Source organism: Paramylibacter kogurei, from assembly GCF_002742285.1.
In the GTDB taxonomy this organism is placed as follows: Bacteria; Pseudomonadota; Alphaproteobacteria; order Rhodobacterales; family Rhodobacteraceae; genus Amylibacter; species Amylibacter kogurei.
On the sequence record NZ_MDGM01000003.1, the window covers coordinates 49,423 to 68,119 of the forward strand.

At 47.8% G+C, this 18,697-nt stretch carries 20 protein-coding genes and 1 tRNA gene; 4 read left to right on the forward strand and 17 right to left on the reverse strand.

What is annotated here, in order from left to right:
• Nucleotides 1-7 precede the first annotated feature (7 nt).
• Complete coding sequence (locus BFP76_RS00865; protein WP_099591291.1) at nt 8-661, forward strand: GntR family transcriptional regulator; 654 nt, start codon at nt 8-10, stop codon at nt 659-661.
• 57 nt (nt 662-718) lie between these two features.
• On the opposite strand, the gene BFP76_RS00870 is transcribed toward BFP76_RS00865, so the two are convergent.
• The 8 genes from BFP76_RS00870 to serB all read right to left on the reverse strand — a co-directional run bounded on the left by BFP76_RS00870 (nt 719) and on the right by serB (nt 7,906).
• Entirely contained in the window at nt 719-1,789 is a 1,071-nt protein-coding gene (locus tag BFP76_RS00870) for a tyrosine-type recombinase/integrase (protein WP_099591292.1), read from the reverse strand.
• Between the two features lie 64 nt (nt 1,790-1,853).
• Nucleotides 1,854-2,246, reverse strand: a complete 393-nt coding sequence (locus tag BFP76_RS00875) for a helix-turn-helix domain-containing protein (protein ID WP_099591293.1) — start codon at nt 2,244-2,246, stop codon at nt 1,854-1,856.
• A complete protein-coding gene (locus BFP76_RS14705; RefSeq protein ID WP_240513948.1) occupies nt 2,243-2,548 on the reverse strand; it encodes a hypothetical protein in 306 nt (101 codons plus the stop codon). Before BFP76_RS14705 ends, BFP76_RS00875 begins: the two co-directional genes overlap by 4 nt.
• A gap of 123 nt (nt 2,549-2,671) precedes the next feature.
• Nucleotides 2,672-3,535, reverse strand: coding sequence for a hypothetical protein (locus BFP76_RS00885; protein ID WP_099591294.1), 864 nt, complete (start codon nt 3,533-3,535; stop codon nt 2,672-2,674).
• Nucleotides 3,536-3,542: 7 nt separating this feature from the next.
• Nucleotides 3,543-4,730, reverse strand: coding sequence for a tyrosine-type recombinase/integrase (locus BFP76_RS00890; RefSeq protein ID WP_099591295.1), 1,188 nt, complete (start codon nt 4,728-4,730; stop codon nt 3,543-3,545).
• Between the two features lie 151 nt (nt 4,731-4,881).
• Nucleotides 4,882-4,974: transfer RNA gene (locus BFP76_RS00895), tRNA-Ser, on the reverse strand.
• Nucleotides 4,975-5,136: 162 nt separating this feature from the next.
• Complete coding sequence (gene xsc / locus BFP76_RS00900) at nt 5,137-6,906, reverse strand: sulfoacetaldehyde acetyltransferase (RefSeq protein ID WP_099591296.1); 1,770 nt, start codon at nt 6,904-6,906, stop codon at nt 5,137-5,139.
• Between the two features lie 121 nt (nt 6,907-7,027).
• Nucleotides 7,028-7,906: a phosphoserine phosphatase SerB gene (gene serB / locus BFP76_RS00905; protein ID WP_099591297.1), complete on the reverse strand. Its 879-nt coding sequence runs from the start codon at nt 7,904-7,906 to the stop codon at nt 7,028-7,030.
• Between the two features lie 165 nt (nt 7,907-8,071).
• Between serB and BFP76_RS00910 the strand changes: the two genes are divergently transcribed.
• Together BFP76_RS00910 and serA are read left to right on the forward strand one after the other, a co-directional pair.
• Nucleotides 8,072-9,232, forward strand: coding sequence for a phosphoserine transaminase (locus tag BFP76_RS00910; protein ID WP_099591298.1), 1,161 nt, complete (start codon nt 8,072-8,074; stop codon nt 9,230-9,232).
• Nucleotides 9,233-9,288: 56 nt separating this feature from the next.
• Nucleotides 9,289-10,878 (forward strand): phosphoglycerate dehydrogenase, encoded by a 1,590-nt coding sequence (gene serA / locus BFP76_RS00915; RefSeq protein WP_099591508.1) that lies wholly within the window; start codon nt 9,289-9,291, stop codon nt 10,876-10,878.
• 67 nt (nt 10,879-10,945) lie between these two features.
• Here the strand turns inward: serA and BFP76_RS00920 are convergent, their stop codons facing one another.
• The 6 genes from BFP76_RS00920 to dapD form a co-directional block, all read right to left on the reverse strand.
• Nucleotides 10,946-11,602, reverse strand: a complete 657-nt coding sequence (locus BFP76_RS00920) for an HAD hydrolase-like protein (protein WP_099591299.1) — start codon at nt 11,600-11,602, stop codon at nt 10,946-10,948.
• A gap of 24 nt (nt 11,603-11,626) precedes the next feature.
• The gene (locus BFP76_RS00925) at nt 11,627-11,992 is read right to left on the reverse strand and encodes a hypothetical protein (protein WP_099591300.1); all 366 of its coding nucleotides are present in this window, start codon (nt 11,990-11,992) and stop codon (nt 11,627-11,629) included.
• Nucleotides 11,993-12,031: 39 nt separating this feature from the next.
• Nucleotides 12,032-12,445, reverse strand: a complete 414-nt coding sequence (locus BFP76_RS00930; RefSeq protein ID WP_099591301.1) for a thioredoxin family protein — start codon at nt 12,443-12,445, stop codon at nt 12,032-12,034.
• Between the two features lie 18 nt (nt 12,446-12,463).
• The gene (locus tag BFP76_RS00935) at nt 12,464-13,177 is read right to left on the reverse strand and encodes a cytochrome c biogenesis CcdA family protein (protein WP_099591302.1); all 714 of its coding nucleotides are present in this window, start codon (nt 13,175-13,177) and stop codon (nt 12,464-12,466) included.
• Nucleotides 13,178-13,263: 86 nt separating this feature from the next.
• On the reverse strand, nt 13,264-13,842 hold the full coding sequence (locus BFP76_RS00940; RefSeq protein WP_133117362.1) for a hypothetical protein: 579 nt from the start codon (nt 13,840-13,842) through the stop codon (nt 13,264-13,266).
• A 5-nt stretch (nt 13,843-13,847) separates the two neighbouring features.
• Nucleotides 13,848-14,675, reverse strand: coding sequence for a 2,3,4,5-tetrahydropyridine-2,6-dicarboxylate N-succinyltransferase (gene dapD, locus BFP76_RS00945; protein WP_099591304.1), 828 nt, complete (start codon nt 14,673-14,675; stop codon nt 13,848-13,850).
• Between the two features lie 122 nt (nt 14,676-14,797).
• Here dapD and BFP76_RS00950 point away from each other — a divergent pair, with 122 nt between their 5' ends.
• The gene (locus BFP76_RS00950) at nt 14,798-15,610 is read left to right on the forward strand and encodes an LOG family protein (protein WP_099591305.1); all 813 of its coding nucleotides are present in this window, start codon (nt 14,798-14,800) and stop codon (nt 15,608-15,610) included.
• Here BFP76_RS00950 and BFP76_RS00955 read toward each other — a convergent pair.
• From BFP76_RS00955 to BFP76_RS00965, 3 genes are read right to left on the reverse strand one after another with little or no spacing between them, the layout of a single operon-like run.
• On the reverse strand, nt 15,607-16,479 hold the full coding sequence (locus BFP76_RS00955; RefSeq protein WP_099591306.1) for an esterase-like activity of phytase family protein: 873 nt from the start codon (nt 16,477-16,479) through the stop codon (nt 15,607-15,609). The genes BFP76_RS00950 and BFP76_RS00955 overlap by 4 nt on opposite strands.
• On the reverse strand, nt 16,476-17,369 hold the full coding sequence (gene mepA / locus BFP76_RS00960; protein WP_205661343.1) for a penicillin-insensitive murein endopeptidase: 894 nt from the start codon (nt 17,367-17,369) through the stop codon (nt 16,476-16,478). The genes BFP76_RS00955 and mepA overlap by 4 nt, the downstream gene beginning before the upstream one ends.
• A gap of 4 nt (nt 17,370-17,373) precedes the next feature.
• Nucleotides 17,374-18,696, reverse strand: coding sequence for an MFS transporter (locus tag BFP76_RS00965; RefSeq protein WP_099591307.1), 1,323 nt, complete (start codon nt 18,694-18,696; stop codon nt 17,374-17,376).
• Nucleotide 18,697 lies beyond the last annotated feature (1 nt).

An 18,697-nucleotide genomic window follows, 5' to 3' on the forward strand; every position in this document is an offset into this window, starting at 1 on the left:
GTTATCAATGGGATCATCTATCGCGATTATTAACCGCTCACTGCACGACCAAGTGGCGAGCCGTATACGCGACCTCATTATTGAGGGAAGTTTAGAGCCGGGGAGCCGAATCGACGAATTGCAAATGCTCGAAGAATTAGGTGTATCGCGCACCCCCTTCCGAGAAGCGCTTCGCACTCTTGCCGCGGAAGGCTTGGTAATCGTTAGACCCTCGAAAGGAAGCATTGTTCGAAAGCTTACCCAAGAAGACGTATTTTCAATGCTTGAGGTACTTGGAAGCCTTGAAAAACTTGCGGGCGAACTCGCTTGTGAGCGAGCAAGTGACAAAGAAGTCGAAGCTATGGTTCAGTTGCACGAGAGCATGATGGAGTGTTACCGCACCCAAGATCGAATGCCTTACTACAAAATGAATCAGGAATTTCACTCTCGGTTAGCGGAGCTTTCAAAAAATGAAACTCTTCAAGAAATGCAGTCTAACATTCAGGCTAGGCTGAAACGCATTCGCTATATTGGAAGTCAGACACCCGAATCTTGGGCTGGCGCAGTCGCTGACCACGAAGAGATGATCCTTGCGCTAAAAGGTAGAGATGCCACACGATTGGGCAAAGCAATGGTCGCCCATCTGAAGAAGACATGGGATCGCGTAAAAGACGGTATATAGAAAATGGCTGCAAAGTTATACGTACACAAATCTAAATTTTCCATTTTACAGTCTAGTTCAGTTCTTCTTTTTCCGCCCTATCTCATGCACTAATTGAATTTGCTGCTCTGGCGTTAAGTGAAGGTACGAACTTGTTGTGGTCTTTATTTCTGTATGACCTAAATTAAGAGATGCTGCCTTTAACTGGTCTTGTCGTTGCGTATTCTCGGCAACCCATTTTGTGATTGTACGGCGAATACTATGTGGGCCATGGCTCTCACCAATTGCCAATGTAAACGCGTTGGAAATTACCCGACTAGGTTGCCCAGGCCCTTTGTAGAACTCGTTTGAAATAATTTCCCATTTACCTTTAGAGAAATACTTCGATGCTTTGGTTGTCGGGAAAAGCGGATCCGCGTCATTAAATTCTTTTTCCCGTAATAGGTATTTCCGCCATGCCTTGATTTCTTTCTCATAAATTTTGTCGATTGGAAAAAAACCAGATATGAAAGTTTTCGAATTTTTAGTTCTGCTGTCTGAACCGCATTGCATAACAAAGCCACCCGCCAAGTTTAAATGCCGAATTTGCAATGTGACAAGTGCATCGATGCGCGCACCTGTAAGCATCAGCATCGCAAACATTGCACGATCACGCATCTGTGCTTCTGTTTCCTTTGGCATGCGATCAAAAGCAACGCGACACTCAATGATCGATGGCTGACCCTTTTTAAGCTTTGCCCGCGCTGCGCGTAGATCTTTTCGGTTCACGCTCAGATACTGAATATCTGTTATGCGAATACGGCTCTTATATCCTGGCTGAGAATGAAGCCAGATCAGGAATTTTTTCAGATGGTTTAATTCACTTACAACCGTGGTTAATGCTCGTTGCTTTCCCGTTCGCGCATTTTTGTAAGCCAATGCTTGATCAACATATTTGATCGCAACGGATGCCGAGAAGGTCTTAATGGAAGCCTTCCCGAGGAAATCGGCTAGCTTGTCAATGTTCGCCAAGCGACGATCAATCGTTGTAGTGCTGAGGCCTTGTGCACGGCGCAGGTGGCATTCATATTTGCGCTTTAATTGATGTATTTCGACAAAGCTTGTCGAGGCCGGTGGCGTATTGTTTGAAATTCGCGGATAAGATGCCATTCTTAGTTCCTTCTAGGTAAGTAAATGTTAGTTCGTTTGATTCAACGGATTCTAACCATCGGCATTAAAAGCCGTAGTCTTTCATCAGCTGTGCGTTCAGGCTTTTTCGAAGTTCCCCACCGCAGCTCGAGCAGTTTGCATGCAGGAGTTTCACACCAGTCTTGGTGTCATGGAGCGAGAGAGAGCCTTCAACGGGTTTCACCGCGCATTTACACCTTAGACAATACACGTAGCCTTTTGGGACATGCACACGTTTCTTTGCGCGTTTTTCAATAAGGAATCTCTTTAGATCTGCGCCAAGAATCAAATGCTGCGGTTCTTTGGTTATAAGCGGGAGGCCATCTTCTGCCACCCAGCGACGAACCGAATTTTTGTTCGCTTGAATGACACGGCTCGCCTCTTCATAAGTATATGAGTGCCGCTCTTTGATTTGACGGATTTTGAAATTTTTGGTCATTTCACGCCTCCCAAGTGTTTGGTTGGCGAAATTTCGGACACGTCGGATTGGGTTGATACTTTTTGCGATGCAGCACTTCTTGCACCAAACTCTTCCAGATTTTGACGTTCTGGATCAATACGGCAAGCATTCGCCCAAGCGTTCAGATCGGTTCCACGATATATGATTTTGCGCCCAAGTTTATAAAATGCCGGGCCCATATTTTTGTGGCGCCATTGCGCAAGCTTGTCGCGATCGCCGATTAATTCAAGCTCGGGATCACCCAGCACATAGTTTCGATTGTCTTCAAATAGATTGGTCATTCTGCGATGCCTCCACGTTCATTTCGGTGAGTGGAGGTTCAATCAGAATTTTAAGTCAGCACCAGACTGGCAAAACGGTCAAAACCCAAATTGGGAGTTTTGACCGAAGAAATATCGTCTAAATCACCCCTTAAGAATGATTTTTTGCAACTGAAGCGCACGTCTTATGGTGCGATCTGAGTAGTTGTTCCCAGTCACTTTTTCAATTTCGCTAAGAACGGTTTTCCAGCCAGCATCCTCGCGCCCGTTTGGAAAAACAATGTTAAAATCGCGCAATGCACTCTCAATCTTAGAGGGACGACCCATCTTAAGTTTTTCGCCCTTAACTTTATGAATGAACGTACTATCTTTTAGCACACGCCCGCGCCATACATCCGCATCTTCCTCCGAAAGGCAAAGCGAACGGCCGCCAAATGTTTCAACAATCTTGGACAAATAATGTTCATCCATTACATCTATATGCCAAGGTGGGAGCGTATCCGGAATAATATAGCGACCACGTTCGAACGCAAAAGGAAGCGTGTGATATGCATATGAAGCGGCGGCAAAATTGTTCCCTTTTGGATATTTTCGCTCCCAAATACCTTCATTCCAAGCCTTTGAATCAAGCGGATCAATCTTAACAAAATTATTTGAACCCATTTTGTGCAACCAGTACCCATCTTCACCCGCTTCAGTGGGATCCATAGCAACAAAGTAACTTTCAATTGCACTCATTTTTGTAAAAATGTTTGAATGTCCCTGATCAACTTCGATCAACAGGTTTGCAACCTGTCCGTTTGTATCCGCGACACTTGCAGAAAAAGACTTAAACGATGCAAGGAAAACATCTTCGCAATAGTCATCAGGCGAACCATAGACTTCTGCGATCGTGAGTCTTCCTGTTTGCGCTTCATCAAGTATAAATTGAATAAGCGTCGCACGATGTTTTTGAGAAAATTCATTCCAAAGCTCTGCAATCGTAACATAACCAACGGGACAAAACATCTGCTCTTTATTCCTTCTTTGATTTGCAATCAGATGAGACGAACTGCGACCATTCTCCCATCAACACCCTGCGCCGTTCCAAAAGATCAGATCGGGCATAGGCACGTTCAACATCTGAGCCTACTTTATGCGCCAATGACATTTCCGCAACCTCTCTGGGTGCATTTGCAACCTCTGACGCCCAATCACGGAATGTGGAACGGAACCCGTGGACGGTGACGCCCTCGATCTTCATGCGCCGTAACAGCATCAACATAGACATGTTTGATAACGGCTTGTTTCGCTTCTGCCCCTCAAACACATATTCCGACTGCATCGCTTGCAACGGTTCAATGATTTTCAGCATTTCATCTGTGAGCGGAACGCGGTGTTCTTCGCCTGTTTTCATCCGTTCAGCGGGGCAAGTCCAAAGCTTTGCCTCTAAATCAATCTCTGCCCAGCGCATCCCCAAAACCTCTGACGTGCGCGACCCTGTGAGGCAAGTAAACATCAACGCGTTGGCTGCCATAGCGCTGCGACTTCTTAGATCGGCATAAAACGCGGGTACGTCCTGCCATGCCATTGCCTTGTGATGTTTGGGCTTGGCTTTTACCTTGGGCAAGACTTGTGCGTCTTTAATTGCTGTGATCGGATTTTCCCCATCGCGGAACCCTTTGGATTTTGCCACATCCAAAACAACCTTCATACGCTGGGCTAATCGTTTGGCGGTTTCGTGTTTCTCTGTCCAGATTGGGGCAAGGCACATCAACACCTCTGGCTGTCCAATGCTATCAACAGGCATCCTCCCGATCTTGGGAAAGGCATAATCGCGCAAGGTGTTAATCCATTGCTGCCCGTGTTTGGGGTTTTTCCATGTTGGCAAACGGTCAATATGCACTTGCTGGGCGATTTCTGCGAATGTCGGTATTTCGCGTTTGGCATTGAAACGTGGGTTTAACCCCTGCTTTGCCATGCGCCGATATTCCAATGCGCGTTCTCTGGCTTGATTCAGCGTGACAATATCCGCACCACCCAAACCAAAATCCGTGCGAAGCGGTGCACCTGTCTTGCCCTTTTGCCCCTTTACGACAACACGCACAATCCAGCGCCGCGCCCCAGAGGCATCAACCACAAGATAAAGCCCATTGCCATCACCATGACGCCCAGCGCCAAGATTCTCCACCAGCTTCTTTGTAAGTTTTCCTGATATCGCCATTCAAAACATACCACATTCTATACCACCCAAGGTAACGATATGAGCATAACTGAACAAAAGCCAGTAAAAAGATAAATTGCAATAATAGCTATATTTTAAAGGGCCCAAAGCCACCCAAAGCAATGTTTCGAAACTGATGAAAAAGGTATGGTGGCGGAGACGAAGGGATTCGAACCCTCGAGACAGCTACAAACCGCCTACTCCCTTAGCAGGGGAGCGCCTTCGACCACTCGGCCACGTCTCCGCTGGTGGGTTTATCGGCCTGTGTGTGGGAAAACAAGGGCAAAATCGAGGGGTGTCAAAAAACTTTGACGCGCAGTTGGCCTTGAAAATTTCATCGCAAAAAATAAAAAACGGCGCAGAAGGTTCCTACGCCGTTTTCCAAATTTAATATACTGGCAACAAACTATTTTTGCGGCCGCATATCTGCAGCATCGATGCCAGCCACAACAACCGGCGCTTTCATCGCATCGCGACGGAATGGTTCACCAAGCTCTTTATTCAATAGCACTTCGATAAATGTGGTTTTACCTGCCTTTTGATCTTTGATGGCTTGATCCAATTTATCCGTTAGATCATCCATTGATGATGCCTGCACACCAACCAATCCGCATGCCTGAGCGATGGCGGCATATGACACGCTTTCGTCCAGCTCGGTACCAACGAAGTTATCTGCGTACCACAAGGTCGTGTTGCGTTTTTCCGCGCCCCATTGATAATTGCGGAAAATGACCATGGTGATTGCAGGCCAATCACCGCGACCCACGGCCGTCATTTCATTCATTGAAATGCCAAATGCGCCATCGCCTGCGAACCCAACAACGGGCGTATCTGGGCAAGCAATTTTTGCACCCGCAATAGCAGGAAATCCATATCCACAAGGGCCAAACAATCCTGGGGCCAGATATTTACGCCCTTCTTCGAATGAAGGATAGGCATTACCGATCGCACAGTTGTTGCCAATGTCGGATGAAATGATCGCATCCTTTGGCAGCGCTTTTTGGATTGCACGCCACGCCATGCGCGGGGACATGTGATCAGGTTTATCGGCGCGCGCGCGCTCGTTCCATGTGGTGCCTGGATCATCGTCTTCGTGATCCATTGATGTCAGCTCTTGCGCCCAGGCTGATTTCGTTTTTGCAATTGTTGCTTTGCGCTCATCGCGCCCTGCGTCGCCGGCATCATCCGAAAGCTGTGCCAAGATATCTTGGGCAACCTTTTTCGCATCACCAACAATACCAACTGTGACGGGTTTGGTCAGGCCAATGCGATCAGGATTCAAATCAACCTGAATGATTTTCGCCTTTGTTGGCCAGTAATCAATCCCATAACCCGGCAGCGTTGAAAACGGGTTCAAACGTGTGCCCAGCGCCAAAACAACATCAGCCTGTGAAATCAATTCCATACCCGCCTTTGAACCATTGTAACCCAATGGCCCTGCGAACAACGGGTGTGAGCCTGGGAACGCATCATTGTGTTGATAACCACAACATACCGGCGCATCGAGCCGTTCTGCCAATGCCATTGAATCAGGAATAGCACCAGCCAACACAACCCCCGCCCCATTTAGGATCACAGGGTTTTTAGCACCAGAGAGCAAATTTGCCGCTTCGGCCACTGCCGCAGCACCCCCAGCAGGGCGTTCAAATTCAACGATAGCAGGTAGATCAATATCGATAACTTGCGTCCAATAATCACGTGGCACGTTAATTTGCGCGGGTGCGGATGCACGTTTCGCTTGCAAGATCACACGGTTCAACACCTCTGCGATACGTGTTGGATCGCGCACTTCTTCTTGATAGGCAACCATGTCTTCGAACAGTTTCATTTGCTCGACCTCTTGGAAACCACCTTGCCCGATCGTTTTATTCGCTGCTTGCGGTGTGACCAACAACAATGGGGTGTGGTTCCAATATGCGGTTTTCACGGGTGTCACAAAATTGGTGATACCTGGGCCGTTTTGCGCAACCATCATCGACATTTTGCCAGATGCGCGCGTGTAACCATCCGCCATCATGCCGCCGTTACATTCATGCGCCACATCCCAAAATTTAATCCCTGCCTTTGGGAACAAATCCGAAATTGGCATCATTGCAGAACCAATAATCCCAAAAGCATTATCGATGCCGTGCATTTGCAGAACCTTAACAAAGGCTTCTTCTGTGGTCATTTTCATGTGGCGACTCCCTTTGGCCATGAATAGCGTTGCGCATAGATAATCGCGCAGATGGCACGGCGTCTAGCGCGACGTGCATCGTTTCAATTTGTCGAAGACAGATTTTGGAAATGTGAACGGGCTACTGGGCGAACATTGCGCGAGAATATCCTTGGACATATAATAACCCCGTCAGATCCGCGAAATTGAGGCGCGTGTTGCATTGTGCAGCAACGGCAGGCTTTGCATGAAGTGCCACACCGCGCCCTGCCAATTTCAACATGCCCAAATCATTGGCACCATCGCCCACGGCGATCACATCATCTGGAGTTAATCCAAGGCGTTTGGTGATATCATTTAACGCATCCACCTTTGCCTCGCGCCCTAATATTGGCGTCCCCGTTTCACCCGTCAACTTGCCATCCTTTTGGATCAGCGTATTCGCACGGTTTTCATCAAAGCCAAGCGTTTGTGCAACCGCAGATGTGAAATCGGTAAACCCACCTGATACCAGCGCGGCATACCCCCCATTGGCACGCATGGTTGCGAGCAATTCATGCCCACCGGATGTCAATGTAATGCGTTCCTTCAAAACCTGTTGAATGACCGTTGCATCCAAACCCTTGAGCAATCCAACACGTTCACGAAGCGCATCTTCGAAATCCAATTCGCCGTTCATTGCGCGGGCAGTTATTTCAACCACCCGTTCACCGACGCCCGCAACATCGGCGAGTTCATCGATACATTCCTGTTCGATCATGGTGCTGTCCATATCCGCCAACAAAACCTTTTTGCGCCGTCCTGTTGCTGGTTGGATCACCAGATCGGCGCGATTGCTCTGCGCCAATTCCCAAGCATCATCAAAATCATCTGGTTCTGCGTTCAATGGGATATCGGCGGCAATACCAGCGGCCAACCATTCAAAGTGTTCGCCACCCAATGCATGCGCAATATCTGCGGCGATTCCACCCGTTAGATGTTTATCCTCTGGATGAGCGATCAGCGTGGCAACAAACGTCATTTAAATTTCCTATCGTAAACATGATGCACAGAATTCAGCATTGTTATGCGGAATTTTCAGCAAAACGCCAGAGTTGATGATTGCATAGCGGCAGTTTTCCCCATATTTCCGACAGCGGGACACCCTTCCCCAACGAAGGGCATTTTATCTGTAAGGATACACATAATGACAAATACAAAACCGGACATCCGTCCGAACAATCCCCAATTTTCTTCTGGTCCATGCACCAAACCGTCCACTTGGACCTTGGATGCGCTATCTGATGCGGCACTTGGCCGATCACATCGCGCCGCCGTTGGCAAAGACAAATTGTTAGCCGCCATCGAAACCACACGCGAAGTATTAAACATTCCTACCGATTATAAAATCGGTATCGTTCCTGCATCTGATACAGGTGCGGTTGAAATGGCGATGTGGAACCTGTTGGGTGCGCGCGGTGTTGATATGCTATCATGGGAAAGCTTTGGTTCTGGTTGGGTTACAGATGTTGTAAAACAGCTTAAACTCGACAATGTGAACCATCTGCATGCGGATTACGGTCAACTTCCCGATCTAAACACCATCAATTTTGACAATGATGTTGTATTCACATGGAACGGCACAACATCAGGTGTGCGTGTGCCAAACGGTGATTTCATACCAGCCAATCGTGATGGCCTTACAATCTGCGATGCAACCTCCGCTGCATTCGCCCAAGAATTGCCTTGGGATAAATTGGACGTAACAACTTTTAGCTGGCAAAAGGTTCTGGGCGGCGAAGCGGCGCATGGAATGATTATCCTGTCTCCACGCGCAGTTGTACGTCTGGAAACATATGCGCCCGCTTGGCCATTGCCAAAAATTTTCCGCCTGACCAAAGCTGGTAAATTGATCGATGGTATTTTCAAAGGTGCCACAATCAACACGCCATCAATGCTGGCGGTAGAGGATTATTTATTCGCACTTGATTGGGCAAAATCCATTGGTGGTAACGCTGGCCTGATCAAACGCGCGGATGCGAATTTGCAAGTGCTTGCCGATTTCGTCGCCAAAAATGATTGGATTGATTTTTTGGCAGATGATGCAGACACGGTTTCAAACACGTCTGTTTGTTTGAAAATCACCGATCCACGCGTTGCTGCGTTGGACGCTGATGCACAGGCCGCATTTGCCAAAGGTTTGGCAAAACTTTTGGAAACCGAAGGTGTTGCATATGACATTGGTTCATACCGCGATGCGCCGGCTGGTTTGCGTATCTGGACAGGTGGCACCGTGGAAAATTCCGATCTTGTCGCGCTGACACCTTGGTTGAACTGGGCGTTTGAAACGCAAATCGCAACTCTTTAATTCTTTTGCTGGCCGAATTGGCCAGCTTCCCGATATATCATTCAAAGGAGGCTGAAATGCCTAAAGTACTCGTATCTGACAAACTGTCTGAAACCGCCGTTCAAATTTTCCGTGACAATGGAATCGAAGTTGATTTCGAACCGGCACTGGGCAAAGACAAAGACGCCCTCTTGGCCAAAATCGGCGAATATGATGGTCTTGCCATTCGTTCCGCAACCAAAGTAACCGACAAATTATTGGCCGCTGCAACAAACCTAAAGGTCATTGGTCGCGCTGGTATTGGTGTGGACAATGTTGATTTGAAAGCTGCATCGCAAAAAGGTGTGATCGTGATGAACACGCCATTTGGTAACATGATCACAACCGCAGAACACGCCATCGCGATGATGTTCGCCGTTGCACGTCAAATCCCAGAAGCATCCGCATCAACACATGCTGGTAAATGGGAAAAGTCTAAATTTATGGGTGTTGAGCTGACCAATAAAACCTTGGGTCTTGTTGGTGCGGGTAACATTGGTTCAATCGTTGCATCACGTGCGCTTGGCCTCAAGATGAAAGTCTTGGCATATGATCCGTTTTTGTCAGAAGATCGCGCCAAAGAAATGGGCGTGACCAAGGTTGAATTGGATGAATTGCTGGGCAAGGCGGATTTTATCACGCTACACGTTCCAAAAACCGAACAAACCGCAAATATGATCACCGCCGAAGCGATCGCAAAAATGAAACCAGGTGTGCGCATCATTAACTGTGCGCGTGGTGGTTTGGTTGACGAGGACGCCTTGGCAGAAGCGTTGAAATCAGGCCACGTTGCTGGCGCTGCGTTTGACGTGTTTGCCGTTGAACCCGCAACCGAAAGCCCATTGTTCAACCTGCCAAACGTTGTAGTCACGCCGCATTTGGGTGCCGCCACAACAGAGGCACAGGAAAACGTGGCCTTGCAAGTCGCCGAACAGATCAGCGATTATTTGAACAATGGCGCAGTGACCAATGCGATAAACATGCCATCAATCACTGCGGAAGAGGCACCAATCTTGGGCCCATTCGTGAAATTGGCAAGCCATCTTGGTGCATTCGTTGGTCAAATGACAACCGATCCAATTGAATCCATCAACATCACCTATGATGGTAAAGTTGCAGAGATGAACACCAAGGCGCTTGGCTCTGCTGCAATCGCCGGTGTGATGAGCGCACAAAACCCAGATGTGAACATGGTGTCCGCACCCGTGATCGCAGCTGATCGCGGCATTCAGGTGTCATCCACCACACAAGAAAAATCTGGTGTTTTTGACAGCTATATCAAACTGACCGTGAAAACCGCAGATCGCGAGCGTTCAATCGCGGGTACTGTGTTCAGCGACGGCAAACCACGTTTCATTCAGATCAAAGGCATCAATATCGACGCCGAAGTTGGTTCGCACATGCTTTACACAACCAACAAAGACGTACCGGGCATCATCGGGACATTGGGTCAAACAATGGGTGAAAATGGGGTGAATATCGCAAACTTTACTCTTGGCCGTTCAAACGTTGGCGAAGATGCCATTGCGTTGCTTTATTTGGACGAAGCACCAAATGAAACAGCCTTGGCCAAGTTAAAGGCAACTGGTCTATTCCAATCCATCAGCCCGCTGAAATTCGATATCTAAACGATACATATAAATAAACAAAAGGCAGCCAATTGGCTGCCTTTTTCGTTTCTTACAATTTATTGAATTATTCAGAAACACCCATAAGTTCAAACGCGATTTCGGGAATTTCTTCTGGATGGCCTGCCAGCATATCAGCCTCTGCCATATGCAATTCGCCCTCTTCACCGTAACCCCACAATGCGCCGATTACAGGTATGTCATTGTTTTTTGCACCAAACACATCGTGGCGCCGATCGCCAACCATGACACAACGCGCAGGATCTGCACCGGTTTCATCCAGCGCATATTGCAATAGTTGCGTTTTATCGGACATCGACCCGTCAAGCTCTGATCCAAACAAACGTTCGATATGTGCGTGAATTCCAAAATGTTCGATGATCTCTTGGGCAAACACATGTGGTTTGGATGTCGCCATATGAATGGTCACATCAACGCGGTGCAGCGCATCAAACATTTCGCCAATGCCATCATAAGGTTCCGCATCATACATGCCATCGGCGGTATATTTTTCGCGGTATAATTCCATCGCATGGCCAACATTGCCACCTTCACCCAGCAACAAATGGAAACTTTCGTGTAATGGCGGGCCGATGCACCATTCCAGTTCATCGGCTGTTGGTACCTCAGCACCGACTTCGGTCAGGGCGTATTGGATGGAACTGGTAATCCCAACCTTGGGATCAATCAACGTGCCGTCCAAATCAAAGAACATTGTGAACATGTCATTTCCTCTGCCCGTGGGCGATCAGTGGGTCACGGTATCCATGGACTGACCTTCAAAAAATGGGGTCAGTTGATAAACAACAACCGAATTTTGATCCAATGCCTGTTGCATCAATTCGCGTTCTTCGTCGTTAATATCGTGCCCCATTTCAAGGCGTTCATCCAATGTGCCATAACCCGTCACATCAAGTGGTGCCAGATCTGCCTGTTTCAAAACAGCCACGGTTTCACGTACAGCCTCTGCTTCGTCCACACCAGAGGCAAAGCACATCAACGCACCGCCCGTCGCGCCCTTGGGCAGGCCATCGTTTTCGTTGCGCCCAACCTCAACCAGCAAGGTAAAAACCAGTTGGGGGCGTTTCGCTTTTTTGGGTTTTTTATCTGTCATATTGCTCGGTATAGCCAAGCAATCAAACAGTGTGAAGTGCTATGATGTTGCGGCGGCTAATCCTGCATCCATCAAAGCCTTGATCATACGATGCGATGCAGCGGCAACCACGCGGCCAAGTTCATCATCACCCTTCAATACGATCAATGTTGAACGACGCGGAATACCACGATCCGTGGAAACAGGGGCATTTGCAAATTGATCATAATCCACCCGCACAAACATAATGTGTTTATCATATTCGGGGTTTTCCGAGCGAATACGTTCAATCATTCGCTCTTGGGCGGCACAGGTTGAACACCAATCTGTCGCATAATCCACGAATACGGTTTTTCCGTCCGCCAATGCCTGTTTTATCAATCCATCTTGATAGGCAATAAACTCGCTGGCGAACCCCGCCAAAGGTAGTGCTGTTACGGCGGCAGTTGTCACAAGAAAATGTCGGCGATTCATGATAATCCCTTTCGGTGGTTATAGAGCAATAGATAAATCCTGGAGCCAATATGGCAAGACATTGAGCGCCCAACGCTCAATAATGTGATGAATTTTGAAAAATAACATCAGGCCAACAAGGATGAAAACCACACCCAAAATCGGTTTGGATTTTTCGGCCAGTCCGCGCAATGATTGCGCACGCTTGCGCATCAGGTTTTGCCCACCAATGCCAATTCCAATGATTAATGTTGAAACACCCAAGGCGAAAAACACCATTATCAAAAAGGCCCAAAATAGGCTCTCACCTTGGCTGGCCAGCGCAATTGCCCCACCAAGCGTTGGCCCGATACAAGGTGACCAAACCGCACCCAGCAACAAGCCCCCGATAAACTGTCCACGCAATCCAGCGCTCCCAACAGTGTCAATCGCATGATCCGCACCAGTGGAAACACCCGCCATGGCGCGTTCAAATCGTAAATTCAATGCAGGGGTTAAAATTATCAAACCAAACAAGACCATCATCACGGCGCCAATTTGCGCCAAACGATCTGGTGTTAATCCAACGCTACGCCCAAGGGTTGCGACAAACATTCCAAACCCGACAAACGCAAGCGACATGCCAAGGGCAAGCGCAAGCGGCCCACGCTTGTCCGCATTCAATGCCGTCGCCAAAACAATGGGAAGCACGGGCAAAACACATGGGTTAATCAGGGTGAGCATCCCTGCGATGTATGCGAAAATCAATTCCATATCATATGATTACGATTTGCAACGGCGCGAAACAATTAACGATTTTAATTTCTAAAATCACTTGCCCGTCAGCAATGTTTCAAGAATTAGCGCATGCGCCGCACGGTTGGGGTTGGATCGGTCGGTTTCTTATTTTTGCGCTGCGTTTTATTAATCGATACCCGCAACGCGGTTTTTGCGTTTTTTTCATCCCGAATGGGGCGTTTTTCAAGTTCAGATTTTGTTGAAATCTTTATCGTGGTTCGGGGTATTTTCGCCGCTCGATTTTTACGATGTTCACGTTGAACTTTTGCCAAAGCTTGATTGGTTTCGCGATTTTCACGAGACGAAAAAAACCAAGTTAGAAAAAACATAATCGGCAAAATCGGTGTAAATAGTGCGAAAAAGAATGGGGCAAATACGCCTTTGGTTCGATATTGTTTTGTCACTGTGGCCAAAACCATCCAGAGTGCGAATGGAACAAAAAATAACAACCCCATGGAGGCCATTGCAATCACTTCTGATTGTTGGCCAGACCCAACAGCAATCAGCGCAACAGGTGCCACCAACACCATTACCAAAGTAACGAGCCGAGAAATAAATTCACCGTTCGTTATAACGCCAAATGGCGACATCCATTCAAGGAGGCCGCCACCGTTAATATTTGATTGGTTTTTATCTTGCATCAAGATCAATCACGCAGCAATTCATTAATGCTGGTTTTTGATCGTGTTTTTGCATCTACTTTTTTCACAATCACGGCACAGTACAAATGCACGCCACCTTTTGATGGCATTGAACCGGCAACCACAACGGAACCTGCGGGAACTTCGCCATAGGTGACTTCGCCTGTTTCACGATCAAGGATTTTTGTTGATTGGCCGATGAACACACCCATGCCCAAAACCGAACCTTCGCGCACGATACAACCCTCAACAACCTCGGAACGCGCACCGATGAAACAGTTGTCTTCGATAATGGTTGGCCCAGCTTGCATTGGTTCCAATACGCCACCAATTCCAACGCCACCAGACAGGTGAACATTCTTGCCGATTTGTGCGCATGATCCAACTGTTGCCCATGTATCAACCATTGTGCCGCTGTCGACATATGCGCCCAAATTCACAAAAGATGGCATCAATACCACACCTGGCGCGATATAGGCCGAGCGGCGCACAACGCAATTTGGCACAGCGCGAAAACCAGCGCTGGTAAATTCATCAGCGCCCCAGCCTTTGAATTTTGAATCAACCTTATCCCACCATGTGCCATCCTGTGGGCCACCGTTTTGGATTTCCATGTCTTTAACGCGAAAGCCAAGCAATACTGCCTTTTTGGCCCATTGGTTCACATGCCATTTACCGCTTTCGGTTGGTTCCGCAACGCGCAGTGAACCGCTGTCCAATGCATTCAGTGTTTCTTCAATCGCATCGCGTGCTTCACCCTTTGTTGCGGGTGTGATTGTGTCGCGAATTTCCCATGCTGCTTCGAGGGCGGTTTCCAATTGTGCGTTAGACATGAGTTTCTCCATTTCAAGTCTGGATAGATTTATCACAGCAACCTATAGTTTGAACATAAGACAGGTGCAACAAAGACCCCTTCTTTTGTCTGTATCAGAAATAGTGGTGAGGAATAAATCATATGGCGCGTAAACAAGAAGCATTTCCAAATGCAGAAACCGATATTGAAATTACATCAAAAATCGCAGACACGGCGCAAACCCGCGCCCCCGCGTATCGGTTGGCATTTGCCGATGATGAATTTTTGTGTCGCGATGAATTGCGTGGGATGCGAATGCATCTTGAAATGTTAAAACCCGAAATGGTCATGGCCGAACGCGGTATCGAAAGCACAGTTGTAATGTTTGGCGGTGCACGCATCCCTGACCCTGTCAACAAAGACAAAGCGCGTACTGAAACGCTTTCAAACCTATCAAAATATTATACCGAGGCGCGCAAATTCGCCCGTCTTGTGACCGCCAAAAGCATGGAAAGCTATGGCCACCATGATGTCATCGTCACTGGTGGTGGCCCCGGTGTCATGGAGGCTGGCAACCGCGGCGCAGCAGAAGCAGGTGGTTCATCCATCGCGTTGAACATCGTGTTGCCATTTGAACAAGCACCAAACGAATATTGCACACCTGAGCTGTGTTTCAATTTCCACTATTTCGCAACGCGCAAAATTCATTTTCTGATCCGCGCCAAAGCAATCACAGCATTCCCTGGTGGATTCGGAACATTCGATGAATTGTTCGAGGCTTTAACATTAATCCAAACCAAACGCATGAAACGCGTTCCGATCTTGCTATTCGGCGAAGAGTTCTGGCGTTCTGTTATCAATTGGGAGGTTTTGGCAGATGCGGGAACCATTGGTGCCGACGATCTGGAATTGTTTCAGTTTGTTGAAACCGCAGATCAGGCGATGAAAATTTTGAATGAATGGGACGAAAGTTAATTATCATCCGCGACCACATATTCCACCAATTCAGTGCGCTGGAAAATCTGAAAATTATCATCGGAAATCATCGTGATGCGGATACGATCCGCCGCATCACGCCAAACGCTTATTCCTTCTAAATTATCATGAACACCGGGTGTTGTTTCAACCAAGGTGAGCTCATCCTCAAATCCATCTGTGCCAATGCGAAAACTGCGCACACGGGTTGAAAACCCGCCCAGCCACGTAAATGCACGTTCCAACAAATAAAACCGCCCATCAGGGCCGACATCCGCGCCAACGGCCAAAAATTCACCGCTGCGTGGCAAATGGCCAAAAATGGTCCATTCACCATTTTTAAATCGATACACGGGAAATGGCCTGTCAATCACACCTGATCGTTCGGGCATGGTATAAAGCGCACCAGTGTCATCAATTGCCAATGCCTCTAATGACGAATTATTCTGCATGAATTTAAAATCAGGATGCGGTGGGATATGCGTTGCACGGCTGCTTAAAGTGGCATGTGCGCGAACACGGTGAAATCCCTCAAAAGAAAAATAGTATACGCCGTTTTTCCCAACGGCCATTCCTTCTGAATTTGAATTGCGTCCTGAAACGGGTTTGCCATCAATTTGGCGAAGCCGCGAAATCGAGGTGACCGTGACGGCGGATAATCGATCCACACCGCGTGTAATGTCGCCCGTCATTAAATAACCACGATCTGAAACCGAAACCAAACCTTTGCCATCGTCGGTGATATATAATCCAGACCATCCGCCAAAACGCGCATCATCCAGATCAAAACCGATTGATGCAACCAAACGCACATCTTGTGCGAATGACGGAAACGCCAAGAACAATATTAACGTCAAAAAACGTATCATCTAGATTTCAAAACGCCTGTGCATTGTTGCGGTAAATCCGCCATTGTGTATTCGCGTGGATGGCGCCGTTTGGGCGGCTTTGGCGCGTTTGGATCCGCAGGTTTTAGCGCATCAGTCACCCACCAATTCAACGTTTCATCACAACCATTCCCACCCTTTGACAACTGAGCAACCGTTGGTGTTTGGGTTTTACAGTTTGTTGAACCTTTTGGGCATTTTAAGCGCACATGAAAATGATAATGGTGTCCCCAGAACGGGCGGATTTTTTGCAACCAATCTTTGTTTCCTTTGGCGCGGTTACACATCCAAATCTTTACTGGTGCCGTCACAAAAATACGATCAACTGCGGGATCACTGGCTGCAATTTTCATCACTTGCATATGGCTTTCACGCCAATTTTTGCTGACACTGCGTTGATCTTTGGACCGCACGGAAATTGAAGAAAGGCTTTCACGTTCGCTGCGCGACAAATTCAATCGTTTTGGTGGATACATCCATATATCTGCATCCAATCCCATCTGGTGCGACGCATGGCCAGATGTCATCGGGCCACCGCGAGGTTGTGAAATATCGCCTATATATAAGCCCTTCCAATCCGAAAGCTGTGCCACCTTGGCCGACACCCGTTTCAGATAGGCAATCATATCAGGATGTCCCCAGTTACGATTACGGCTTAGTCGCATCGCCTGCCAAGTTGGACCCGTTTGCGCAAGCTGTTCCGCTCCCGCCACACAGCCCTTGGAATAAAATCCGTGTGCTTGGGGTGTTTGTAAAGATGCTTTGGATTTTGCCCCCAGCAATTGATTTGCCTTTGGCTGTGCATGAACCTGTGACGACAAACCAACGCTTATCGCCACAGCAACCAGTGATACAAACCAAGAAATGCGCACGAGATTATTCCTCTCTTGTTTCAACCCAGAACAACAAACACAATCCGATCAAAAACAGGATCACAACTGGTACCATGCCCAAACGCTGGTTTTGCGTGATATGCGTCACCAACCCAATTGATGACGGGGCGATGAATGACGTGGCTTTGCCTGCTAAACCGTACAAACCAAATGCTTCGGTCATACGCTCTGGTGATGCCTGATGAACCATCATATGGCGCGATGATGCCTGAATCACACCGCCAAAACCACCCAGAATTGCCCCACAAAACATAAACACTTTGTCAGGAAGCGTTGAACCTTCGGCCAATGGAACACCAAAAAATGAATCACGCCCGATGCCAATAATGACGGTACACACCGTGATTAACACAACAATCGACAGCGCAATCGTGCGTTTTGGGCCGATGCGTTTATCGATAAATCCACCCAAATAAGTGAATACCATCGCGCCAAACGCAGCAACAATTCCAAAAATTCCGATTTGAATGATGGACCAGCCCAACACGCCTTCGGCGTAGATACCACCAAATGCAAAAACACCAACCAACGCATCGCGATAAAACATTGATGACGCCAGATAGGCAGACAAACTAATGTTATTGGGCAGTGTTTTAATGGTTTCCCACAAACTGCTTAACCCCGCAGCAATGCCACCTGTTACGTTTTGACGACGTACCCGATCGGGCACCCACATAAAGAACGGGATCATAAATACCGCATACCAAATCGCGGTTAGCGGTCCAACCATACGTGTGCCTTGGCGGGTTTCGGTATCCAATCCGAACAATGGTGCACGACCCAGCAAAGTTTTGCCTTCTTCGTTTTCGGCCAACAGCAATAACATTATGACCAGCGAAATAATTCCACCTGCATAACCCCACGCCCAACCGTTGCCAGAAATACGGCCAAGCTCTTCTGCATCACCCATTTCAGGCAACATTGAATTTGCAAATACTTGCGACCATTCCATGCCCAAAACACCAATCCCAAACAGGATTAAAATCATAGTCACACTGTCCATGTTCGGCACCGCCCACCACAATCCGAACGATCCAACAACATAAAGCAAGGAAAAGAATAACAACCACGGGCGCCGTGGGCCGATATGATCTGAAATCGCGCCCAATATTGGTGCACCTAGCGCCAAACAAACGCCAACAATCCCCATCATCAAACCCCAAAGAGCCTGACCTTGGACTGGATCGCCCACAACTGCACCTGTAAAATAAGGAGCAAAAATAAATGTAATTAACAATGTATTATAGGGCTGTGCGGCCCAATCATACATCATCCAGCCCCAAATTTTCTTTGATTTATCTGTCATT

Excerpts from the sequence above, each read along its gene's own strand:
- BFP76_RS00865 (WP_099591291.1), top strand. The coding sequence starts at position 8 with ATGGGATCATCTATCGCGATTATTAACCGCTCACTGCACGACCAAGTG.
- BFP76_RS00870 (WP_099591292.1), bottom strand. The coding sequence starts at position 1,789 with ATGGCATCTTATCCGCGAATTTCAAACAATACGCCACCGGCCTCGACA.
- BFP76_RS00875 (WP_099591293.1), bottom strand. The coding sequence starts at position 2,246 with ATGACCAAAAATTTCAAAATCCGTCAAATCAAAGAGCGGCACTCATAT.
- BFP76_RS14705 (WP_240513948.1), bottom strand. The coding sequence starts at position 2,548 with ATGACCAATCTATTTGAAGACAATCGAAACTATGTGCTGGGTGATCCC.
- BFP76_RS00885 (WP_099591294.1), bottom strand. The coding sequence starts at position 3,535 with ATGTTTTGTCCCGTTGGTTATGTTACGATTGCAGAGCTTTGGAATGAA.
- BFP76_RS00890 (WP_099591295.1), bottom strand. The coding sequence starts at position 4,730 with ATGGCGATATCAGGAAAACTTACAAAGAAGCTGGTGGAGAATCTTGGC.
- xsc (WP_099591296.1), bottom strand. The coding sequence starts at position 6,906 with ATGAAAATGACCACAGAAGAAGCCTTTGTTAAGGTTCTGCAAATGCAC.
- serB (WP_099591297.1), bottom strand. The coding sequence starts at position 7,906 with ATGACGTTTGTTGCCACGCTGATCGCTCATCCAGAGGATAAACATCTA.
- BFP76_RS00910 (WP_099591298.1), top strand. The coding sequence starts at position 8,072 with ATGACAAATACAAAACCGGACATCCGTCCGAACAATCCCCAATTTTCT.
- serA (WP_099591508.1), top strand. The coding sequence starts at position 9,289 with ATGCCTAAAGTACTCGTATCTGACAAACTGTCTGAAACCGCCGTTCAA.
- BFP76_RS00920 (WP_099591299.1), bottom strand. The coding sequence starts at position 11,602 with ATGTTCACAATGTTCTTTGATTTGGACGGCACGTTGATTGATCCCAAG.
- BFP76_RS00925 (WP_099591300.1), bottom strand. The coding sequence starts at position 11,992 with ATGACAGATAAAAAACCCAAAAAAGCGAAACGCCCCCAACTGGTTTTT.
- BFP76_RS00930 (WP_099591301.1), bottom strand. The coding sequence starts at position 12,445 with ATGAATCGCCGACATTTTCTTGTGACAACTGCCGCCGTAACAGCACTA.
- BFP76_RS00935 (WP_099591302.1), bottom strand. The coding sequence starts at position 13,177 with ATGGAATTGATTTTCGCATACATCGCAGGGATGCTCACCCTGATTAAC.
- BFP76_RS00940 (WP_133117362.1), bottom strand. The coding sequence starts at position 13,842 with ATGCAAGATAAAAACCAATCAAATATTAACGGTGGCGGCCTCCTTGAA.
- dapD (WP_099591304.1), bottom strand. The coding sequence starts at position 14,675 with ATGTCTAACGCACAATTGGAAACCGCCCTCGAAGCAGCATGGGAAATT.
- BFP76_RS00950 (WP_099591305.1), top strand. The coding sequence starts at position 14,798 with ATGGCGCGTAAACAAGAAGCATTTCCAAATGCAGAAACCGATATTGAA.
- BFP76_RS00955 (WP_099591306.1), bottom strand. The coding sequence starts at position 16,479 with ATGATACGTTTTTTGACGTTAATATTGTTCTTGGCGTTTCCGTCATTC.
- BFP76_RS00965 (WP_099591307.1), bottom strand. The coding sequence starts at position 18,696 with ATGACAGATAAATCAAAGAAAATTTGGGGCTGGATGATGTATGATTGG.